Below are 21811 nucleotides of genomic sequence, written 5' to 3' on the forward strand. Positions count from 1 at the left end.
TCAGCGGCAGCTCGACACCAACAGCCTGCGACAGCCGGCTCGAGAGCTGCACCGCCAGGAGCGAGTGGCCGCCGAGCTCGAAGAAGTTGTCGTTGCGTCCGACCCGCTCGACACCGAGGAGCTCTTGCCAGATCCCGGCCAGCAGCGTCTCGACCGCGCCCTGCGGCGCTTCATAGGCGGTGCGCGCATAGGCATCGTCGTCGGGGGCCGGCAGCGCCTGGCGGTCGAGCTTGCCGTTCGGTGTCAAGGGCAGCCCATCCAGCCGCACGAAGGCGCTCGGCACCATGTAGTCGGGCAGCAGGCTACCCAGATGGGCGCGCAAGGAGGCAGCAAGCTGCGCGCCATCGGCCTCGTCCGATCCGTGCGCCGGCTTCGCCACCACATAGGCGACGAGCCGCTGGTCGCCGGCGCGGTCCTGGCGCGCCACCACCACCGCATCGCCGACAAGCTCGTGCTCGCAAAGCCGTGCGGCGATCTCGCCCGGCTCGATGCGGAAGCCGCGGATCTTCACCTGATCGTCGTTGCGGCCCAAAAACTCCAGATTGCCGTCCGGCAGATAACGCCCAAGGTCGCCGCTCCGGTACAGACGGTCGCCCTCCACAAACGGACTGGCGATGAACCGCTCCGCCGTCAGCTCGGGACGGTTGAGGTAGCCACGCGCCACCCCCGCCCCGCCGATGTAAAGCTCACCCACCGCCCCAAACGGCACCGGCTGGCCGAAGCGATCCAACAAGTACAACCGAAGATCGGGGATAGGCTTTCCGATCAGATTGGCCGAGTTGGAGGTGTCAGATTGATTTAGAGGCCGATAGGTTACATGCACGATCGCTTCCGTGATGCCGTACATGTTGATCAATTGCGGGGCACTGTCTGAATGCCTTTCATACCACGGCTTTAGAATGGATGGCTGCAGAGCCTCCCCACCAAAAATCACATATCGAAGGCGGTTTCGAACATTGCTCGGGAATTCTACATCCATGAAAGCTTTAAAAGCCGAGGGCGTCTGATTGAGAACCGTGACGCCAGACTTGCAGACTAGCTCATGGAAGTCGGGAGCAGAACGGGCGGTATTACTCGGCACAAGAATCAAACGCCCGCCATAGCGCAGTGCGCCCCACAATTCCCACACCGAGAAGTCGAACGAGATGGAATGGAACAGGCACCATACGTCGTGTTCGGTGAAGCCATACCAGTCCTGGGTCGCCTCGAACAGACGAGCCATCTGAGCATGCTCGACCATGACGCCCTTTGGGGTTCCGGTGGAGCCTGAGGTGTAGATGACATAGGCGAGATGGCGCGGGCTCAGGCCAAGGGCGCGCGGGTCCGGGTTCGAGGCCGGCAGTTCGGCCCAGGCCGGGGTGGCCGTCTCCAGATCGACCACCGTCAGATCGACAAGCGCCTCGGGGCCGAGTGCGGCGCGTCCGGCGGCATCGCAAAGCAGCAGCCGCGGTGCGGCATCCTCGACAATCTGCCGCAGCCGCGCCGACGGATAGGCCGGATCCAGCGGCAGATAGGCGCCGCCCGCCTTGAGGATCGCCAAAAGACCCACCACCATCGCCGGGCTGCGTTCCAGGCAGATCGCCACCGGCTGATCCGGCCTGACCCCAAGGGCGATCAGATGATGGGCCAGCCGGTTGGCCCGCGCGTTGAGCTCGCCATAGCTTAGCTCTTCGTCCTCATGGACGAGGGCGACGGCTTCGGGTGCGCGCCGGACCTGTTGCTCGAACAGCTCATGGATGCACCGCTCCGACGGATAGGTCGCCGCCGTCCGGTTCAGATCCTCCAGCAGATAGGTGCGCTCGGCGGCCGGCAGGATGTCGAGGTCGCGCACCGGCCTATTGGGGGCATGCTCCAGCGCCTCGGCCAGTTGCTCGAGCACCTGCTGCATGTAGCCGCAGACCCGATCCGCAGAGATCGGCTCCACCACCTGCGCCGTCAGGCCGAGCGCCTCGCCAGAATCCTCCACCGACAGGGTCAGTGGATAGTTGGTGCGCTCCTCGCTGCCCAGCCATTCCATGCCGGACAGGACATCATCCGCTTCGCAGGCGACCGCCGGCGTGTTGTGACGGTAGTTCAACAGCGCGCTGAACAGCGGCGCCGGCGCCGCCACCCCGCTGCAGCGTTGCGCCAGCGCCAGCGAGGCATGCTCGTGCGCCAGCAGCTCGGAAAGCCGCGCATGCGTGGTCCGCACGCTCGCCTCGACCCCGGTCCCGTCGAGGTCAAGCCGCACAGGCAGGGTGTTGATGAACAGGCCCAGCGCCCGGTCGGCGCCGGCACCGGCATGCATGCGGCCGAACAGCACCGTGCCGAACACCACCTGCTCGCGCCCGCTGCTCAGCGCCACCACCTGCCCCCAGGCCAGATGGCAAAGGCTCGCCAGGCTCACCCCCAGCCGCCGCGCCTGTTGCCGCAGCCGATCGTTGAGCGCCTGCGGCAGCATCCGCCGTGCCTCGCGGGATCCGCTGCCGTCGCCGTAGACCTCGCTCAGCCCGAACGGCATGGTCGGCTCGTCGATGTCGGCCAATTGTTCCTGGAAGAACGCTTCATGCGCCTTGGCATCAACCCCCAGCCGCGCCTGCGCCACCAGGTTGCGGAACGGCTGCGGCGCTGCCAGCTCATGGGCGCGCCCGTCGAGCACGGCCCGCACCTCGGCATCCATCACTTCCAGCGTCGTGTGATCGCCGATCAGATGGTGCAGCAGCTGCAGCAGCAGCCAGCGCCCGCTGCCGGGCTCTCGCGCGATCACGAACCGCATCAGCGGCGCCCGGCCAAGGTCGATGCGGTACTGGCGCGGATCGAACCGCCGCCTGAGCTCATCGGCGCCGGAACCATCACAGCCCTCCAGCTCGACCTCGAGCACATCCAAGGCCGCCTTGCGCCAGACAACCTGCGCCGGGCTCGACAGCCCCTCCCAGACAAAGGCCGTGCGCAGGATGTCGTGCCGATCCACCACCTGCTGAACCGCGCCAAGATAGCGCTCCAACAGGCCACGGTCGGCAAAGGCCATCTGCGAGACCAGCAGATAGGGATCGCCCCGGCTGGCCAGCAGATGATGGAACAGGATGCCGTCCTGCAGCGGCGACAGGCCATAAATGTCCTGGATGTTGCCGACGCCGCCGGGAACCGTGGCGACGATCCGGTCGATCTCCGGCTGGGCCAGCTCGATGAGCGGCAGCATCTGCGGCGTAATCGCCGTGCTGTGCTCGGTGATCAGGTTGGCCGGCACCGCCACCTCGTGATGGCTGCCAAGGCTTGCGGCCAGATCGGCCAGCACCGGCCTGGCAAACAGGGTGCGCACCTCCACCCCCAGCGACAGCAGCCGCAGCCGCTCCATCAGCTGCACCGCCAGGAGCGAGTGGCCGCCGAGCTCGAAGAAGTTGTCGTTGCGTCCGACCCGCTCGACACCGAGGAGCTCTTGCCAGATCCCGGCCAGCGCCGTCTCGACCTCGCCCTGCGGCGCTTCATAGGCCGCCCGCGCATAGGCATCGTCGTCGGGGGCCGGCAGCGCCTGGCGGTCGAGCTTGCCGTTCGGTGTCAAGGGCAGCGCCTCGAGCCGCACGAAGGCAGCCGGCACCATGTAGTCGGGCAGCCGCCCGCCCAGATGGGCGCGCAAGGCGCCGGCCAGCCCGCTTCCATCCTCGTCGTCCGATCCTGCCTCGGGTCCACACACGACATAGGCGACAAGGTGCTGGTCGCCGGCGCGGTCGGCGCGCGCCACCACCACCGCATCGCCGACAAGCTCGTGCTCGCAAAGCCGTGCGGCGATCTCGCCCGGCTCGATGCGGAAGCCGCGGATCTTCACCTGATCGTCGTTGCGGCCCAAAAACTCCAGATTGCCGTCCGGCAGATAACGCCCCAGGTCGCCGCTCCGGTACAGACGGTCGCCCTCCACAAACGGGCTGGCGATGAACCGCGCCGCCGTCAGCTCGGGACGGTTGAGGTAGCCACGCGCCACCCCCGCTCCGCCGATGTAAAGCTCACCCACCGCCCCGAACGGCACCGGCTGACCATGAGCGTCCAGAAGGTAGATCCGCGTGTTGGCGATCGGACGGCCGATCGTCTCAACGACAGCCTCTCCCCTTGGCATGCAAATCCAGGTCGAGTACGTCGTCGTCTCGGAAGGAGCGTACAGATTACAGATCTTCTCTGCGCCACTGCTCTCGAAGACCCTCTCGATCAGATCTGCCTTCAGCCGCTCACCCGCCAAATTGATGACGCGTGTCGAAGCTGGCACGGCTTGCTTGTCGACCAGAGCGGCGATCGCCGAGGGGACCGTGTTGATCAAGGAGACATCCAAGGGCGTCTGCGCCAACGCCAGCGCGTCCTCGACAAGATAAAGAGTGCCTCCTTGCGACAGCGCAACGAAGCACTCATAGACGGACAGATCAAAACTGATCGAGGTAGAAAACAGCGTGCGGCTGATCTCTGATTCCGCAAATACGCCGCTGCTCCAATGCAGCAGGTTCACGGTGCTGTGATGCTCGACCATGACGCCCTTTGGGGTTCCGGTGGAGCCTGAGGTGTAGATGACATAGGCGAGATGGCGCGGGCTCAGGCCAAGGGCGCGCGGGTCCGGGTTCGAGGCCGGCAGTTCGGCCCAGGCCGGGGTGGCCGTCTCCAGATCGACCACCGTCAGATCGACAAGCGCCTCGGGGCCGAGTGCGGCGCGTCCGGCGGCATCGCAAAGCAGCAGCCGCGGTGCGGCATCCTCGACAATCTGCCGCAGCCGCGCCGACGGATAGGCCGGATCCAGCGGCAGATAGGCGCCGCCCGCCTTGAGGATCGCCAAAAGACCCACCACCATCGCCGGGCTGCGTTCCAGGCAGATCGCCACCGGCTGATCCGGCCTGACCCCAAGGGCGATCAGATGATGGGCCAGCCGGTTGGCCCGCGCGTTGAGCTCGCCATAGCTTAGCTCTTCGTCCTCATGGACGAGGGCGACGGCTTCGGGTGCGCGCCGGACCTGTTGCTCGAACAGTTCATGGATGCACCGCTCCGACGGATAGGTCGCCACCGTCCGGTTCAGATCCTCCAGCAGATAGGTGCGCTCGGCGGCCGGCAGGATGTCGAGGTCGCGCACCGGCCTATTGGGGGCATGCTCCAGCGCCTCGGCCAGTTGCTCGAGCACCTGCTGCATGTAGCCGCAGATCCGATCGGCGGAGATCGGCTCCACCACCTGCGCCGTCAGGCCGAGCGCCTCGCCAGAATCCTCCACCGACAGGGTCAGTGGATAGTTGGTGCGCTCCTCGCTGCCCAGCCATTCCAGGCCGGACAGCACGTCGCTTGTTCCCACGCCGGCCATGGCCGGCGTGTTGTGACGGTAGTTCAACAGCGCGCTGAACAGCGGCGCCGGCGCCGCCACCCCGCTGCAGCGTTGCGCCAGCGCCAGCGAGGCATGCTCGTGCGCCAGCAGCTCGGAAAGCCGCGCATGCGTGGTCCGCACGCTCGCCTCGACCCCGGTCCCGTCGAGGTCAAGCCGCACAGGCAGGGTGTTGATGAACAGGCCCAGCGCCCGGTCGGCGCCGGCACCGGCATGCATGCGGCCGAACAGCACCGTGCCGAACACCACCTGCTCGCGCCCGCTGCTCAGCGCCATCACCTGCCCCCAGGCCAGATGGCAAAGGCTCGCCAGGCTCACCCCCAGCCGCCGCGCCTGTTGCCGCAGCCGATCGTTGAGCGCCTGCGGCAGCATCCGCCGTGCCTCGCGGGATCCGCTGCCGTCGCCGTAGACCTCGCTCAGCCCGAACGGCATGGTCGGCTCGTCGATGTCGGCCAATTGTTCCTGGAAGAACGCTTCATGCGCCTTGGCATCAACCCCCAGCCGCGCCTGCGCCACCAGGTTGCGGAACGGCTGCGGTGCTGCCAGCTCATGGGCGCGCCCGTCAAGCACGGCCCGCACCTCGGCATCCATCACTTCCAGCGTCGTGTGATCGCCGATCAGATGGTGCAGCAGCTGCAGCAGCAGCCAGCGCCCGCTGCCGGGCTCTCGCGCGATCACGAACCGCATCAGCGGCGCCCGGCCAAGGTCGATGCGCTGCCGGCGTGGATCGAACCGGTGCCGGAGCTCCTCGGCGCCGGAACCGTCACAGTCATCCAGCTCGACCTCGCTCACCTGTAGCGGCGCACGCCGCCACACCACCTGGGCCGGGCTCGACAGCCCCTCCCAGACAAAGGCCGTGCGCAGGATGTCGTGCCGATCCACCACCTGCTGAACCGCGCCAAGATAGCGCTCCAACAGGCCACGGTCGGCAAAGGCCATCTGCGAGACCAGCAGATAGGGATCGCCCCGGCTGGCCAGCAGATGATGGAACAGGATGCCGTCCTGCAGCGGCGACAGGCCATAAATGTCCTGGATGTTGCCGACGCCGCCGGGAACCGTGGCGACGATCCGGTCGATCTCCGGCTGGGCCAGCTCGATGAGCGGCAGCATCTGCGGCGTAATCGCCGTGCTGTGCTCGGTGATCAGGTTGGCCGGCACCGCCACCTCGTGATGGCTGCCAAGGCTTGCGGCCAGATCGGCCAGCACCGGCCTGGCAAACAGGGTGCGCACCTCCACCCCCAGCGACAGCAGCCGCAGCCGCTCCATCAGCTGCACCGCCAGGAGCGAGTGGCCGCCGAGCTCGAAGAAGTTGTCGTTGCGTCCGACCCGCTCGACACCGAGGAGCTCTTGCCAGATCCCGGCCAGCGCCGTCTCGACCGCGCCCTGCGGCGCTTCATAGGCCGCCCGCGCATAGGCATCGTCGTCGGGGGCCGGCAGCGCCTGGCGGTCGAGCTTGCCGTTCGCCGTCAAGGGCAGCGCCTCGAGCCGCACGAAGGCAGCCGGCACCATGTAGTCGGGCAGCCGCCCGCCCAGATGGGCGCGCAAGGCGCCGGCCAGCCCGCTTCCATCCTCGTCGTCCGATCCTGCCTCGGGTCCACACACGACATAGGCGACAAGGTGCTGGTCGCCGGCGCGGTCGGCGCGCGCCACCACCACCGCATCGCCGACAAGCTCGTGCTCGCAAAGCCGTGCGGCGATCTCGCCCGGCTCGATGCGGAAGCCGCGGATCTTCACCTGATCGTCGTTGCGGCCCAAAAACTCCAGATTGCCGTCCGGCAGATAACGCCCCAGGTCGCCGCTCCGGTACAGACGGTCGCCCTCCACAAACGGGCTGGCGATGAACCGCTCCGCCGTCAGCTCGGGACGGTTGAGGTAGCCACGCGCCACCCCCGCCCCGCCGATGTAAAGCTCACCCACCGCCCCAAACGGCACCGGCGCACCATGACCGTCCAGAAGGTAGATCCGCGTGTTGGCGATCGGACGGCCAATATGCGGCACGGCGTTGTCACTGAGAAGTCGTCCCGAGGTTGCCACGACGGTAACTTCCGTCGGGCCATAATTGTTTATCAACTTGAGAGGCGACGGTATCCGGGAAGGAACACGCTGGAGACGATCACCACCGATCAGCAAGTACCCCAATTTTGGATTTACCAGCTCGTCTTGCAATGCGGTTGTAGCCAGCGGTGTGGCTAGAAAGGCGGCGTCCAGTGGTTGATCACGCCACCATTGCAACAGACGCGAGGAATCTCCTGCTGCCGCCCTGGGCGGGAGCAGCAATGTGCTACGATTGCATAATGCGGACCATAGCTCCCAGGTGCTGGCATCGAAAGCCACTGCAGCCGTGAGTGTGCAGCAGGTTTCTGGTTGCCGACAAAACGTTTGCACATGCCATGCTGTAAGATTGACCAACCCCCGATGCTCGACCATGACGCCCTTTGGGGTTCCGGTGGAGCCTGAGGTGTAGATGACATAGGCGAGATGGCGCGGGCTCAGGCCAAGGGCGCGCGGGTCCGGGTTCGAGGCCGGCAGTTCGGCCCAGGCCGGGGTGGCCGTCTCCAGATCGACCACCGTCAGATCGACAAGCGCCTCGGGGCCGAGTGCGGCGCGTCCGGCGGCATCGCAAAGCAGCAGCCGCGGTGCGGCATCCTCGACAATCTGCCGCAGCCGCGCCGACGGATAGGCCGGATCCAGCGGCAGATAGGCGCCGCCCGCCTTGAGGATCGCCAAAAGACCCACCACCATCGCCGGGCTGCGTTCCAGGCAGATCGCCACCGGCTGATCCGGCCTGACCCCAAGGGCGATCAGATGATGGGCCAGCCGGTTGGCCCGCGCGTTGAGCTCGCCATAGCTTAGGCGCTCCTCCTCATGGACCACCGCCACCGCCTCCGGCGCCTTTTGCACCTGTGCCTCGAACAGTTCATGGATGCACCGCTCCGACGGATAGGCCGCCGCCGTCCGGTTCAGATCCTCCAGCAGATAGGTGCGCTCATCTGATGACGGCAGCTCGATGCGGCCGACCGGCTGACCCGCATCGGCAACCATCGCCCGCAGCAACGCCAGCAGATAACCACGCTGCCGCTCGATCGTCGCCTGATCGAACAGCGCCGTGGCATAACCAAACGTTCCGGCTATGACCTCATCACACTCGCCAAGGCTCAGCTCCAGATCGAACTTGACCTGATCGAGCCCCTCCCCGGCCGCCGCCACGCTCAGCCCGGCAAGGTCGAACGACCCGACAGGGTTGTTCTGCCAGGCCAACATCACCTGGAACAGCGGCGTGTGATCGAGATGCCGGGGCGGCTTGACGATCTCCACCACCTGCTCGAACGGCAGGTCCTGATGCTCCTGCGCAGCCAGGGCCGTGCGCCGCGTCCGTTCCAGAAGCTGCGACACGCTCGGCTCGCCCGACAGGTCGACCCGAAGCGCCAGGGTGTTGACGAAGAAGCCGATCAACTCTTCGATCTCGCGCCGGCCTCGATTGGCGCTCGGCACGCCGATCACAAGGTCGTCCTGCCCCGACAGACGCGACAGCACCGCCGCCCAGGCCGCCAGCACCGTCATGAACAAGGTCGTGCCATGCTGCCGGCTCAGCCGCTTCAGCCCCCGCGTCAGATCCGCATCGATGACAACAGGCACACTGGCCCCGGCAAACGACTGCTGGGCCGGCCGCGCACGGTCCGTCGGCAAGGCAAGTCGGGCCGGAGCGCCGGACAGGGTGTCGCGCCAATACTGCGCCTGGCTCTGCAGCCGTTCCCCCGACAACCATTGGCGTTGCCAGGCGGCATAATCCGGATACTGGATCGCCAGCGGCGGCAAAGGATCGTCCCGTCCAGCCTCGAACGCCTGGTAAAGCTGACTGAGTTCACGTAGCAGCACGCCCAGCGACCAGCCGTCCGAGACGATATGATGCTGCGTCAGCAGGAAGACGTGTTCCGCATCCGACATCCGGATCAGACGCCCGCGGATCAGCGGCCCCGCGCAAGATCGAATGGCGTGCGCGCCTCTTCGTGGCACAGATCCAGAAGCGCTGCCTCTGCATCCGGCCGGGCCCGCAGATCGTGCTCCAGCACCGGCAGCCCCGCATCCGGCGGCAGAACCTCAACCCGGGGCTTGCCCTCTGGTGCGACAAAGACACTGCGCAGCGCCTCGTGACGGGCAAAAAAACGGTCAAGGCTGCGCTGCCAGGCGGTGCGGTCGAGCCCACCACGCAGCCGCAAGGTCAGCGGAATGTGATAGTTGGTGCTGCCCTCGTCCAGCTGCGCCAAAAACCACAGCCGCTGCTGCGCAAACGACAGCACAAGCGGCTCATGACGCGACACGGCCGCAATCGCCGGCAGCTCTTGCGGACCGGCGCGGCTCAACGCCTCGACGATGCTTGCCGCCAGATCCGCCAGCACCGGCGTGGCGAACAGCCTCGTCAGCGGCAGCTCGACACCAACAGCCTGCGACAGCCGGCTCGAGAGCTGCACCGCCAGGAGCGAGTGGCCGCCGAGCTCGAAGAAGTTGTCGTTGCGTCCGACCCGCTCGACACCGAGGAGCTCTTGCCAGATCCCGGCCAGCAGCGTCTCGACCGCGCCCTGCGGCGCTTCATAGGCGGTGCGCGCATAGGCATCGTCGTCGGGGGCCGGCAGCGCCTGGCGGTCGAGCTTGCCGTTCGGTGTCAAGGGCAGCCCATCCAGCCGCACGAAGGCGCTCGGCACCATGTAGTCGGCAGCCGCCCGCCCAGATGGGCGCGCAAGGCGCCGGCCAGCCCGCTTCCATCCTCGTCGTCCGATCCTGCCTCGGGTCCACACACGACATAGGCGACAAGGTGCTGGTCGCCGGCGCGGTCCTGGCGCGCCACCACCACCGCATCGCCGACAAGCTCGTGCTCGCAAAGCCGTGCGGCGATCTCGCCCGGCTCGATGCGGAAGCCGCGGATCTTCACCTGGTCGTCGTTGCGGCCCAAAAACTCCAGATTGCCGTCCGGCAGATAACGACCCAGGTCGCCGCTCCGGTACAGACGGTCGCCCTCCACAAACGGACTGGCGATGAACCGCGCCGCCGTCAGCTCGGGACGGTTGAGGTAGCCACGCGCAACCCCCGCTCCGCCGATGTAAAGCTCACCCACCGCCCCGAACGGCACCGGCTGACCATGAGCGTCCAGAAGGTAGATCCGCGTGTTGGCGATCGGACGGCCGATCGGGACGACTGACCCGTCAAAATCAGCCGGACAACTCCAAACCGTCACGTCGATAGCAGCTTCCGTGGGACCATATAGATTGTGCAGGCCAGTCCAAGGCAATACGCGCCGAACCTTGTGCGCAAGGGAGGCAGCAAGTGCCTCGCCACTGCACACGAGACGCTGCAGTGATGTGCAGCGATCAACGCTCTTCGCCTCCATAAAGCTGACCAGCATGGATGGTACAAAGTGCGCAGTGGTGATGCGATGACTGATTATAAGGTTTACAAGGGCATCTGGATCTTTGTGTGCAGCCGGAGGCGCCAGTACCAGGGTCGCCCCCTCAAGCAACGTCCAGAAGAATTCCCAGGCCGAGACGTCGAAGCCAAATGGCGTCTTCTGCAAGACGACATCAGTCGCATTAAGAGCGTAGGCTTTCTGCATCCAGATCAGGCGATTGAGAATAGCCCGATGCTCATTCTGTGCCCCTTTGGGTGTTCCGGTGGAGCCTGAGGTGTAGATGACATAGGCGAGATGGCGCGGGCTCAGGCCAAGGGCGCGCGGGTCCGGGTTCGAGGCCGGCAGTTCGGCCCAGGCCGGGGTGGCCGTCTCCAGATCGACCACCGTCAGATCGACCACCGTCAGATCGACAAGCGCCTCGGGGCCGAGTGCGGCGCGTCCGGCGGCATCGCAAAGCAGCAGCCGCGGTGCGGCATCCTCGACAATCTGCCGCAGCCGCGCCGACGGATAGGCCGGATCCAGCGGCAGATAGGCGCCGCCCGCCTTGAGGATCGCCAAAAGACCCACCACCATCGCCGGGCTGCGTTCCAGGCAGATCGCCACCGGCTGATCCGGCCTGACCCCAAGGGCGATCAGATGATGGGCCAGCCGGTTGGCCCGCGCGTTGAGCTCGCCATAGCTTAGCTCTTCGTCCTCATGGACGAGGGCGACGGCTTCGGGTGCGCGCCGGACCTGTTGCTCGAACAGCTCATGGATGCACCGCTCCGACGGATAGGTCGCCGCCGTCCGGTTCAGATCCTCCAGCAGATAGGTGCGCTCGGCGGCCGGCAGGATGTCGAGGTCGCGCACCGGCCTATTGGGGGCATGCTCCAGCGCCTCGGCCAGTTGCTCGAGCACCTGCTGCATGTAGCCGCAGACCCGATCCGCAGAGATCGGCTCCACCACCTGCGCCGTCAGGCCGAGCGCCTCGCCAGAATCCTCCACCGACAGGGTCAGTGGATAGTTGGTGCGCTCCTCGCTGCCCAGCCATTCCATGCCGGACAGGACATCATCCGCTTCGCAGGCGACCGCCGGCGTGTTGTGACGGTAGTTCAACAGCGCGCTGAACAGCGGCGCCGGCGCCGCCACCCCGCTGCAGCGTTGCGCCAGCGCCAGCGAGGCATGCTCGTGCGCCAGCAGCTCGGAAAGCCGCGCATGCGTGGTCCGCACGCTCGCCTCGACCCCGGTCCCGTCGAGGTCAAGCCGCACAGGCAGGGTGTTGATGAACAGGCCCAGCGCCCGGTCGGCGCCGGCACCGGCATGCATGCGGCCGAACAGCACCGTGCCGAACACCACCTGCTCGCGGCCGCTGCTCAGCGCCACCACCTGCCCCCAGGCCAGATGGCAAAGGCTCGCCAGGCTCACCCCCAGCCGCCGCGCCTGTTGCCGCAGCCGATCGTTGAGCGCCTGCGGCAGCATCCGCCGTGCCTCGCGGGATCCGCTGCCGTCGCCGTAGACCTCGCTCAGCCCGAACGGCATGGTCGGCTCGTCGATGTCGGCCAATTGTTCCCGGAAGAACGCTTCATGCGCCTTGGCATCAACCCCCAGCCGCGCCTGCGCCACCAGGTTGCGGAACGGCTGCGGTGCTGCCAGCTCATGGGCGCGCCCGTCAAGCACGGCCCGCACCTCGGCATCCATCACTTCCAGCGTCGTGTGATCGCCGATCAGATGGTGCAGCAGCTGCAGCAGCAGCCAGCGCCCGCTGCCGGGCTCTCGCGCGATCACGAACCGCATCAGCGGCGCCCGGCCAAGGTCGATGCGCTGCCGGCGTGGATCGAACCGCCGCCGGAGCTCCTCGGCGCCGGAACCGTCACAGTCATCCAGCTCGACCTCGCTCACCTGTAGCGGCGCACGCCGCCACACCACCTGGGCCGGGCTCGACAGCCCCTCCCAGACAAAGGCCGTGCGCAGGATGTCGTGCCGATCCACCACCTGCTGAACCGCGCCAAGATAGCGCTCCAACAGGCCACGGTCGGCAAAGGCCATCTGCGAGACCAGCAGATAGGGATCGCCCCGGCTGGCCAGCAGATGATGGAACAGGATGCCGTCCTGCAGCGGCGACAGGCCATAAATGTCCTGGATGTTGCCGACGCCGCCGGGAACCGTGGCGACGATCCGGTCGATCTCCGGCTGGGCCAGCTCGATGAGCGGCAGCATCTGCGGCGTAATCGCCGTGCTGTGCTCGGTGATCAGGTTGGCCGGCACCGCCACCTCGTGATGGCTGCCAAGGCTTGCGGCCAGATCGGCCAGCACCGGCCTGGCAAACAGGGTGCGCACCTCCACCCCCAGCGACAGCAGCCGCAGCCGCTCCATCAGCTGCACCGCCAGGAGCGAGTGGCCGCCGAGCTCGAAGAAGTTGTCGTTGCGTCCGACCCGCTCGACACCGAGGAGCTCTTGCCAGATCCCGGCCAGCAGCGTCTCGACCGCGCCCTGCGGCGCTTCATAGGCGGTGCGCGCATAGGCATCGTCGTCGGGGGCCGGCAGCGCCTGGCGGTCGAGCTTGCCGTTCGGTGTCAAGGGCAGCCCATCCAGCCGCACGAAGGCGCTCGGCACCATGTAGTCCGGCAGCAGGCTACCCAGATGGGCGCGCAAGGAGGCAGCAAGCTGCGCGCCATCGGCCTCGTCCGATCCGTGCGCCGGCTTCGCCACCACATAGGCGACGAGCCGCTGGTCGCCGGCGCGGTCCTGGCGCGCCACCACCACCGCATCGCCGACAAGCTCGTGCTCGCAAAGCCGTGCGGCGATCTCGCCCGGCTCGATGCGGAAGCCGCGGATCTTCACCTGATCGTCGTTGCGGCCCAAAAACTCCAGATTGCCGTCCGGCAGATAACGCCCAAGGTCGCCGCTCCGGTACAGACGGTCGCCCTCCACAAACGGACTGGCGATGAACCGCTCCGCCGTCAGCTCGGGACGGTTGAGGTAGCCACGCGCCACCCCCGCCCCGCCGATGTAAAGCTCACCCACCGCCCCAAACGGCACCGGCTGACCATGACCGTCCAGAAGGTAGATCCGCGTGTTGGCGATCGGACGGCCGATCGGGACGACTGACCCATCAAAATCATCGGGACAACTCCAAACCGTCGCGCAGACTGTTGCTTCGGTCGGGCCATAAGCGTTGACGATAGATGCCGGGGCCAGACTTCGGACGAGTTCTGCTTTCGGCAGTTCGCCAGCAAGAATGAGAACTTGCGATGCCAAACATCCCGGATCCTTGCTTGCCTGAAGCAAGGCTGGAGGTAACGTCGCATGGGTTATGGCTTCGCTTCGCAGGTAATCCGATAGCTTGTTACTCGCCTGGCGGAGCTCGTCCGCAGGCAAGTGCAATGCGGCGCCTGAGCCAAAAGCCATGACAAGCTCCGAAGCACTTGCATCAAAACCGAAGGAGGCGAACTGCACGACACGGCTATTTGAACAGACGCCAAAAAGCCCGATCTGAGCCAACCCCAGATTGACCAGGCTGTGATGCTCGACCATGACGCCCTTTGGGGTTCCGGTGGAGCCTGAGGTGTAGATGACATAGGCGAGATGGCGCGGGCCCAGGCCAAGGGCATGCGGGTCCGGGTTCGAGGCCGGCAGTTCGGCCCAGGCCGGGGTGGCCGTCTCCAGATCGACCACCGTCAGATCGACAAGCGCCTCGGGGCCGAGTGCGGCGCGTCCGGCGGCATCGCAAAGCAGCAGCCGCGGTGCGGCATCCTCGACAATCTGCCGCAGCCGCGCCGACGGATAGGCCGGATCCAGCGGCAGATAGGCGCCGCCCGCCTTGAGGATCGCCAAAAGACCCACCACCATCGCCGGGCTGCGTTCCAGGCAGATCGCCACCGGCTGATCCGGCCTGACCCCAAGGGCGATCAGATGATGGGCCACCCGGTTGGCCCGCGCGTTGAGCTCGCCATAGCTTAGGCGCTCCTCCTCATGGACCACCGCCACCGCCTCCGGCGCCTTTTGCACCTGTGCCTCGAACAGTTCATGGATGCACCGCTCCGACGGATAATCCGCCGCCGTCCGGTTCAGATCCTCCAGCAGATAGGTGCGCTCGGCGGCCGGCAGGATGTCGAGGTCGCGCACCGGCCTATTGGGGGCATGCTCCAGCGCCTCGGCCAGTTGCTCGAGCACCTGCTGCATGTAGCCGCAGACCCGATCCGCAGAGATCGGCTCCACCACCTGCGCCGTCAGGGCGAGCGCCTCGCCAGAATCCTCCACCGACAGGGTCAGTGGATAGTTGGTGCGCTCCTCGCTGCCCAGCCATTCCATGCCGGACAGGACATCATCCGCTTCGCAGGCGATGGCCGGCGTGTTGTGACGGTAGTTCAACAGCGCGCTGAACAGCGGCGCCGGCGCCGCCACCCCGCTGCAGCGTTGCGCCAGCGCCAGCGAGGCATGCTCGTGCGCCAGCAGCTCGGAAAGCCGCGCATGCGTGGTCCGCACGCTCGCCTCGACCCCGGTCCCGTCGAGGTCAAGCCGCACAGGCAGGGTGTTGATGAACAGGCCCAGCGCCCGGTCGGCGCCGGCACCGGCATGCATGCGGCCGAACAGCACCGTGCCGAACACCACCTGCTCGCGCCCGCTGCTCAGCGCCACCACCTGCCCCCAGGCCAGATGGCAAAGGCTCGCCAGGCTCACCCCCAGCCGCCGCGCCTGTTGCCGCAGCCGATCGTTGAGCGCCTGCGGCAGCATCCGCCGTGCCTCGCGGGATCCGCTGCCGTCGCCGTAGACCTCGCTCAGCCCGAACGGCATGGTCGGCTCGTCGATGTCGGCCAATTGTTCCTGGAAGAACGCTTCATGCGCCTTGGCATCAACCCCCAGCCGCGCCTGCGCCACCAGGTTGCGGAACGGCTGCGGCGCTGCCAGCTCATGGGCGCGCCCGTCAAGCACGGCCCGCACCTCGGCATCCATCACTTCCAGCGTCGTGTGATCGCCGATCAGATGGTGCAGCAGCTGCAGCTGCAGCCAGCGCCCGCTGCCGGGCTCGCGCGCGATCACGAACCGCATCAGCGGCGCCCGGCCAAGGTCGATGCGGTACTGGCGTGGATCGAACCGCCGCCTGAGCTCATCGGCGCCGGAACCATCACAGCCCTCCAGCTCGACCTCGCGCACATCCAAGGCCGCCTTGCGCCAGACAACCTGCGCCGGGCTCGACAGCCCCTCCCAGACAAAGGCCGTGCGCAGGATGTCGTGCCGATCCACCACCTGCTGAACCGCGCCAAGATAGCGCTCCAACAGGCCACGGTCGGCAAAGGCCATCTGCGAGACCAGCAGATAGGGATCGCCCCGGCTGGCCAGCAGATGATGGAACAGGATGCCGTCCTGCAGCGGCGACAGGCCATAAATGTCCTGGATGTTGCCGACGCCGCCGGGAACCGTGGCGACGATCCGGTCGATCTCCGGCTGGGCCAGCTCGATGAGCGGCAGCATCTGCGGCGTAATCGCCGTGCTGTGCTCGGTGATCAGGTTGGCCGGCACCGCCACCTCGTGATGGCTGCCAAGGCTTGCGGCCAGATCGGCCAGCACCGGCCTGGCAAACAGGGTGCGCACCTCCACCCCCAGCGACAGCAGCCGCAGCCGCTCCATCAGCTGCACCGCCAGGAGCGAGTGGCCGCCGAGCTCGAAGAAGTTGTCGTTGCGTCCGACCCGCTCGACACCGAGGAGCTCTTGCCAGATCCCGGCCAGCGCCGTCTCGACCTCGCCCTGCGGCGCTTCATAGGCCGCCCGCGCATAGGCATCGTCGTCGGGGGCCGGCAGCGCCTGGCGGTCGAGCTTGCCGTTCGCCGTCAAGGGCAGCGCCTCGAGCCGCACGAAGGCAGCCGGCACCATGTAGTCGGGCAGCCGCCCGCCCAGATGGGCGCGCAAGGCGCCGGCCAGCCCGCTTCCATCCTCGTCGTCCGATCCTGCCTCGGGTCCACACACGACATAGGCGACAAGGTGCTGGTCGCCGGCGCGGTCGGCGCGCGCCACCACCACCGCATCGCCGACAAGCTCGTGCTCGCAAAGCCGTGCGGCGATCTCGCCCGGCTCGATGCGGAAGCCGCGGATCTTCACCTGATCGTCGTTGCGGCCCAAAAACTCCAGATTGCCGTCCGGCAGATAACGCCCCAGGTCGCCGCTCCGGTACAGACGGTCGCCCTCCACAAACGGGCTGGCGATGAACCGCGCCGCCGTCAGCTCGGGACGGTTGAGGTAGCCACGCGCAACCCCCGCTCCGCCGATGTAAAGCTCACCCACCGCCCCGAACGGCACCGGCTGACCATGAGCGTCCAGAAGGTAGATCCGCGTGTTGGCGATCGGACGGCCGATCGTCTCAACGACAGCCTCTCCCCTTGGCATGCAAATCCAGGTCGAGTACGTCGTCGTCTCGGAAGGAGCGTACAGATTACAGATCTTCTCTGCGCCACTGCTCTCGAAGACCCTCTCGATCAGATCTGCCTTCAGCCGCTCACCCGCCAAATTGATGACGCGTGTCGAAGCTGGCACGGCTTGCTTGTCGACCAGAGCGGCGATCGCCGAGGGGACCGTGTTGATCAAGGAGACATCCAAGGGCGTCTGCGCCAACGCCAGCGCGTCCTCGACAAGATAAAGAGTGCCTCCTTGCGACAGCGCAACGAAGCACTCATAGACGGACAGATCAAAACTGATCGAGGTAGAAAACAGCGTGCGGCTGATCTCTGATTCCGCAAATACGCCGCTGCTCCAATGCAGCAGGTTCACGGTGCTGTGATGCTCGACCATGACGCCCTTTGGGGTTCCGGTGGAGCCTGAGGTGTAGATGACATAGGCGAGATGGCGCGGGCTCAGGCCAAGGGCGCGCGGGTCCGGGTTCGAGGCCGGCAGTTCGGCCCAGGCCGGGGTGGCCGTCTCCAGATCGACCACCGTCAGATCGACAAGCGCCTCGGGGCCGAGTGCGGCGCGTCCGGCGGCATCGCAAAGCAGCAGCCGCGGTGCGGCATCCTCGACAATCTGCCGCAGCCGCGCCGACGGATAGGCCGGATCCAGCGGCAGATAGGCGCCGCCCGCCTTGAGGATCGCCAAAAGACCCACCACCATCGCCGGGCTGCGTTCCAGGCAGATCGCCACCGGCTGATCCGGCCTGACCCCAAGGGCGATCAGATGATGGGCCAGCCGGTTGGCCCGCGCGTTGAGCTCGCCATAGCTTAGCTCTTCGTCCTCATGGACGAGGGCGACGGCTTCGGGTGCGCGCCGGACCTGTTGCTCGAACAGTTCATGGATGCACCGCTCCGACGGATAGGTCGCCACCGTCCGGTTCAGATCCTCCAGCAGATAGGTGCGCTCGGCGGCCGGCAGGATGTCGAGGTCGCGCACCGGCCTATTGGGGGCATGCTCCAGCGCCTCGGCCAGTTGCTCGAGCACCTGCTGCATGTAGCCGCAGATCCGATCGGCGGAGATCGGCTCCACCACCTGCGCCGTCAGGCCGAGCGCCTCGCCAGAATCCTCCACCGACAGGGTCAGTGGATAGTTGGTGCGCTCCTCGCTGCCCAGCCATTCCAGGCCGGACAGCACGTCGCTTGTTCCCACGCCGGCCATGGCCGGCGTGTTGTGACGGTAGTTCAACAGCGCGCTGAACAGCGGCGCCGGCGCCGCCACCCCGCTGCAGCGTTGCGCCAGCGCCAGCGAGGCATGCTCGTGCGCCAGCAGCTCGGAAAGCCGCGCATGCGTGGTCCGCACGCTCGCCTCGACCCCGGTCCCGTCGAGGTCAAGCCGCACAGGCAGGGTGTTGATGAACAGGCCCAGCGCCCGGTCGGCGCCGGCACCGGCATGCATGCGGCCGAACAGCACCGTGCCGAACACCACCTGCTCGCGCCCGCTGCTCAGCGCCATCACCTGCCCCCAGGCCAGATGGCAAAGGCTCGCCAGGCTCACCCCCAGCCGCCGCGCCTGTTGCCGCAGCCGATCGTTGAGCGCCTGCGGCAGCATCCGCCGTGCCTCGCGGGATCCGCTGCCGTCGCCGTAGACCTCGCTCAGCCCGAACGGCATGGTCGGCTCGTCGATGTCGGCCAATTGTTCCTGGAAGAACGCTTCATGCGCCTTGGCATCAACCCCCAGCCGCGCCTGCGCCACCAGGTTGCGGAACGGCTGCGGTGCTGCCAGCTCATGGGCGCGCCCGTCAAGCACGGCCCGCACCTCGGCATCCATCACTTCCAGCGTCGTGTGATCGCCGATCAGATGGTGCAGCAGCTGCAGCAGCAGCCAGCGCCCGCTGCCGGGCTCTCGCGCGATCACGAACCGCATCAGCGGCGCCCGGCCAAGGTCGATGCGCTGCCGGCGTGGATCGAACCGGTGCCGGAGCTCCTCGGCGCCGGAACCGTCACAGTCATCCAGCTCGACCTCGCTCACCTGTAGCGGCGCACGCCGCCACACCACCTGGGCCGGGCTCGACAGCCCCTCCCAGACAAAGGCCGTGCGCAGGATGTCGTGCCGATCCACCACCTGCTGAACCGCGCCAAGATAGCGCTCCAACAGGCCACGGTCGGCAAAGGCCATCTGCGAGACCAGCAGATAGGGATCGCCCCGGCTGGCCAGCAGATGATGGAACAGGATGCCGTCCTGCAGCGGCGACAGGCCATAAATGTCCTGGATGTTGCCGACGCCGCCGGGAACCGTGGCGACGATCCGGTCGATCTCCGGCTGGGCCAGCTCGATGAGCGGCAGCATCTGCGGCGTAATCGCCGTGCTGTGCTCGGTGATCAGGTTGGCCGGCACCGCCACCTCGTGATGGCTGCCAAGGCTTGCGGCCAGATCGGCCAGCACCGGCCTGGCAAACAGGGTGCGCACCTCCACCCCCAGCGACAGCAGCCGCAGCCGCTCCATCAGCTGCACCGCCAGGAGCGAGTGGCCGCCGAGCTCGAAGAAGTTGTCGTTGCGTCCGACCCGCTCGACACCGAGGAGCTCTTGCCAGATCCCGGCCAGCGCCGTCTCGACCTCGCCCTGCGGCGCTTCATAGGCCGCCCGCGCATAGGCATCGTCGTCGGGGGCCGGCAGCGCCTGGCGGTCGAGCTTGCCGTTCGGTGTCAGCGGCAGCCCATCCAGCCGCACGAAGGCGCTCGGCACCATGTAGTCCGGCAGCAGGCTACCCAGATGGGCGCGCAAGGAGGCAGCAAGCTGCGCGCCATCGGCCTCGTCCGATCCGTGCGCCGGCTTCGCCACCACATAGGCGACGAGCCGCTGGTCGCCGGCGCGGTCCTGGCGCGCCACCACCACCGCATCGCCGACAAGCTCGTGCTCGCAAAGCCGTGCGGCGATCTCGCCCGGCTCGATGCGGAAGCCGCGGATCTTCACCTGATCGTCGTTGCGGCCCAAAAACTCCAGATTGCCGTCCGGCAGATAACGCCCCAGGTCGCCGCTCCGGTACAGACGGTCGCCCTCCACAAACGGGCTGGCGATGAACCGCTCCGCCGTCAGCTCGGGACGGTTGAGGTAGCCACGCGCCACCCCCGCTCCGCCGATGTAAAGCTCACCCACCGCCCCGAACGGCACCGGCTGACCATGAGCGTCCAGAAGGTAGATCCGCGTGTTGGCGATCGGACGGCCGATCGTCTCAACGACAGCCTCTCCCTTGGCATGCAAATCCAGGTCGAGTACGTCGTCGTCTCGGAAGGAGCGTACAGATTACAGATCTTCTCTGCGCCACTGCTCTCGAAGACCCTCTCGATCAGATCTGCCTTCAGCCGCTCACCCGCCAAATTGATGACGCGTGTCGAAGCTGGCACGGCTTGCTTGTCGACCAGAGCGGCGATCGCCGAGGGGACCGTGTTGATCAAGGAGACATCCAAGGGCGTCTGCGCCAACGCCAGCGCGTCCTCGACAAGATAAAGACTGCTTCCTTGCGACAGCGCAACGAAGCACTCATAGACGGACAGATCAAAACTGATCGAGGTAGAAAACAGCGTGCGGCTGATCTCTGATTCCGCAAATACGCCGCTGCTCCAATGCAGCAGGTTCACGGTGCTGTGATGCTCGACCATGACGCCCTTTGGGGTTCCGGTGGAGCCTGAGGTGTAGATGACATAGGCGAGATGGCGCGGGCTCAGGCCAAGGGCGCGCGGGTCCGGGTTCGAGGCCGGCAGTTCGGCCCAGGCCGGGGTGGCCGTCTCCAGATCGACCACCGTCAGATCGACAAGCGCCTCGGGGCCGAGTGCGGCGCGTCCGGCGGCATCGCAAAGCAGCAGCCGCGGTGCGGCATCCTCGACAATCTGCCGCAGCCGCGCCGACGGATAGGCCGGATCCAGCGGCAGATAGGCGCCGCCCGCCTTGAGGATCGCCAAAAGACCCACCACCATCGCCGGGCTGCGTTCCAGGCAGATCGCCACCGGCTGATCCGGCCTGACCCCAAGGGCGATCAGATGATGGGCCAGCCGGTTGGCCCGCGCGTTGAGCTCGCCATAGCTTAGGCGCTCCTCCTCATGGACGAGGGCGACGGCTTCGGGTGCGCGCCGGACCTGTTGCTCGAACAGTTCATGGATGCACCGCTCCGACGGATAGGTCGCCGCCGTCCGGTTCAGATCCTCCAGCAGATAGGTGCGCTCGGCGGCCGGCAGGATGTCGAGGTCGCGCACCGGCCTATTGGGGGCATGCTCCAGCGCCTCGGCCAGTTGCTCGAGCACCTGCTGCATGTAGCCGCAGATCCGATCGGCGGAGATCGGCTCCACCACCTGCGCCGTCAGGCCGAGTGCCTCGCCAGAATCCTCCACCGACAGGGTCAGTGGATAGTTGGTGCGCTCCTCGCCGCCCAGCCATTCCATGCCGGACAGGACATCATCCGCTTCGCAGGCGACCGCCGGCGTGTTGTGACGGTAGTTCAACAGCGCGCTGAACAGCGGCGCCGGCGCCGCCACCCCGCTGCAGCGTTGCGCCAGCGCCAGCGAGGCATGCTCGTGCGCCAGCAGCTCGGAAAGCCGCGCATGCGTGGTCCGCACGCTCGCCTCGACCCCGGTCCCGTCGAGGTCAAGCCGCACAGGCAGGGTGTTGATGAACAGGCCCAGCGCCCGGTCGGCGCCGGCACCGGCATGCATGCGGCCGAACAGCACCGTGCCGAACACCAC

At 66.9% G+C, this 21811-nt stretch carries 1 protein-coding gene and 2 pseudogenes (1 of these 3 only partly in view); all 3 read right to left on the reverse strand.

Features of this window, described 5'->3' with window-relative positions; genetic code table 11:
- Window positions 1-10023 (reverse strand): annotated as a pseudogene (locus BA011_RS46785) (phosphopantetheine-binding protein).
- On the reverse strand, window positions 9981-20246 hold the full coding sequence (locus tag BA011_RS46790) for an amino acid adenylation domain-containing protein (protein ID WP_420493463.1): 10266 nt from the start codon (window positions 20244-20246) through the stop codon (window positions 9981-9983). The pseudogene BA011_RS46785 and the gene BA011_RS46790 overlap by 43 nt, the downstream one beginning before the upstream one ends.
- Window positions 20244-21811: pseudogene (locus BA011_RS46795) on the reverse strand (AMP-binding protein); its annotated part runs 1260 nt beyond the window's last position; the annotation flags it as partial. The pseudogene BA011_RS46795 and the gene BA011_RS46790, both read right to left, overlap by 3 nt.

This window comes from Rhizobium leguminosarum (assembly GCF_001679785.1).
Classification (GTDB): domain Bacteria; phylum Pseudomonadota; class Alphaproteobacteria; order Rhizobiales; family Rhizobiaceae; genus Rhizobium; species Rhizobium leguminosarum_R.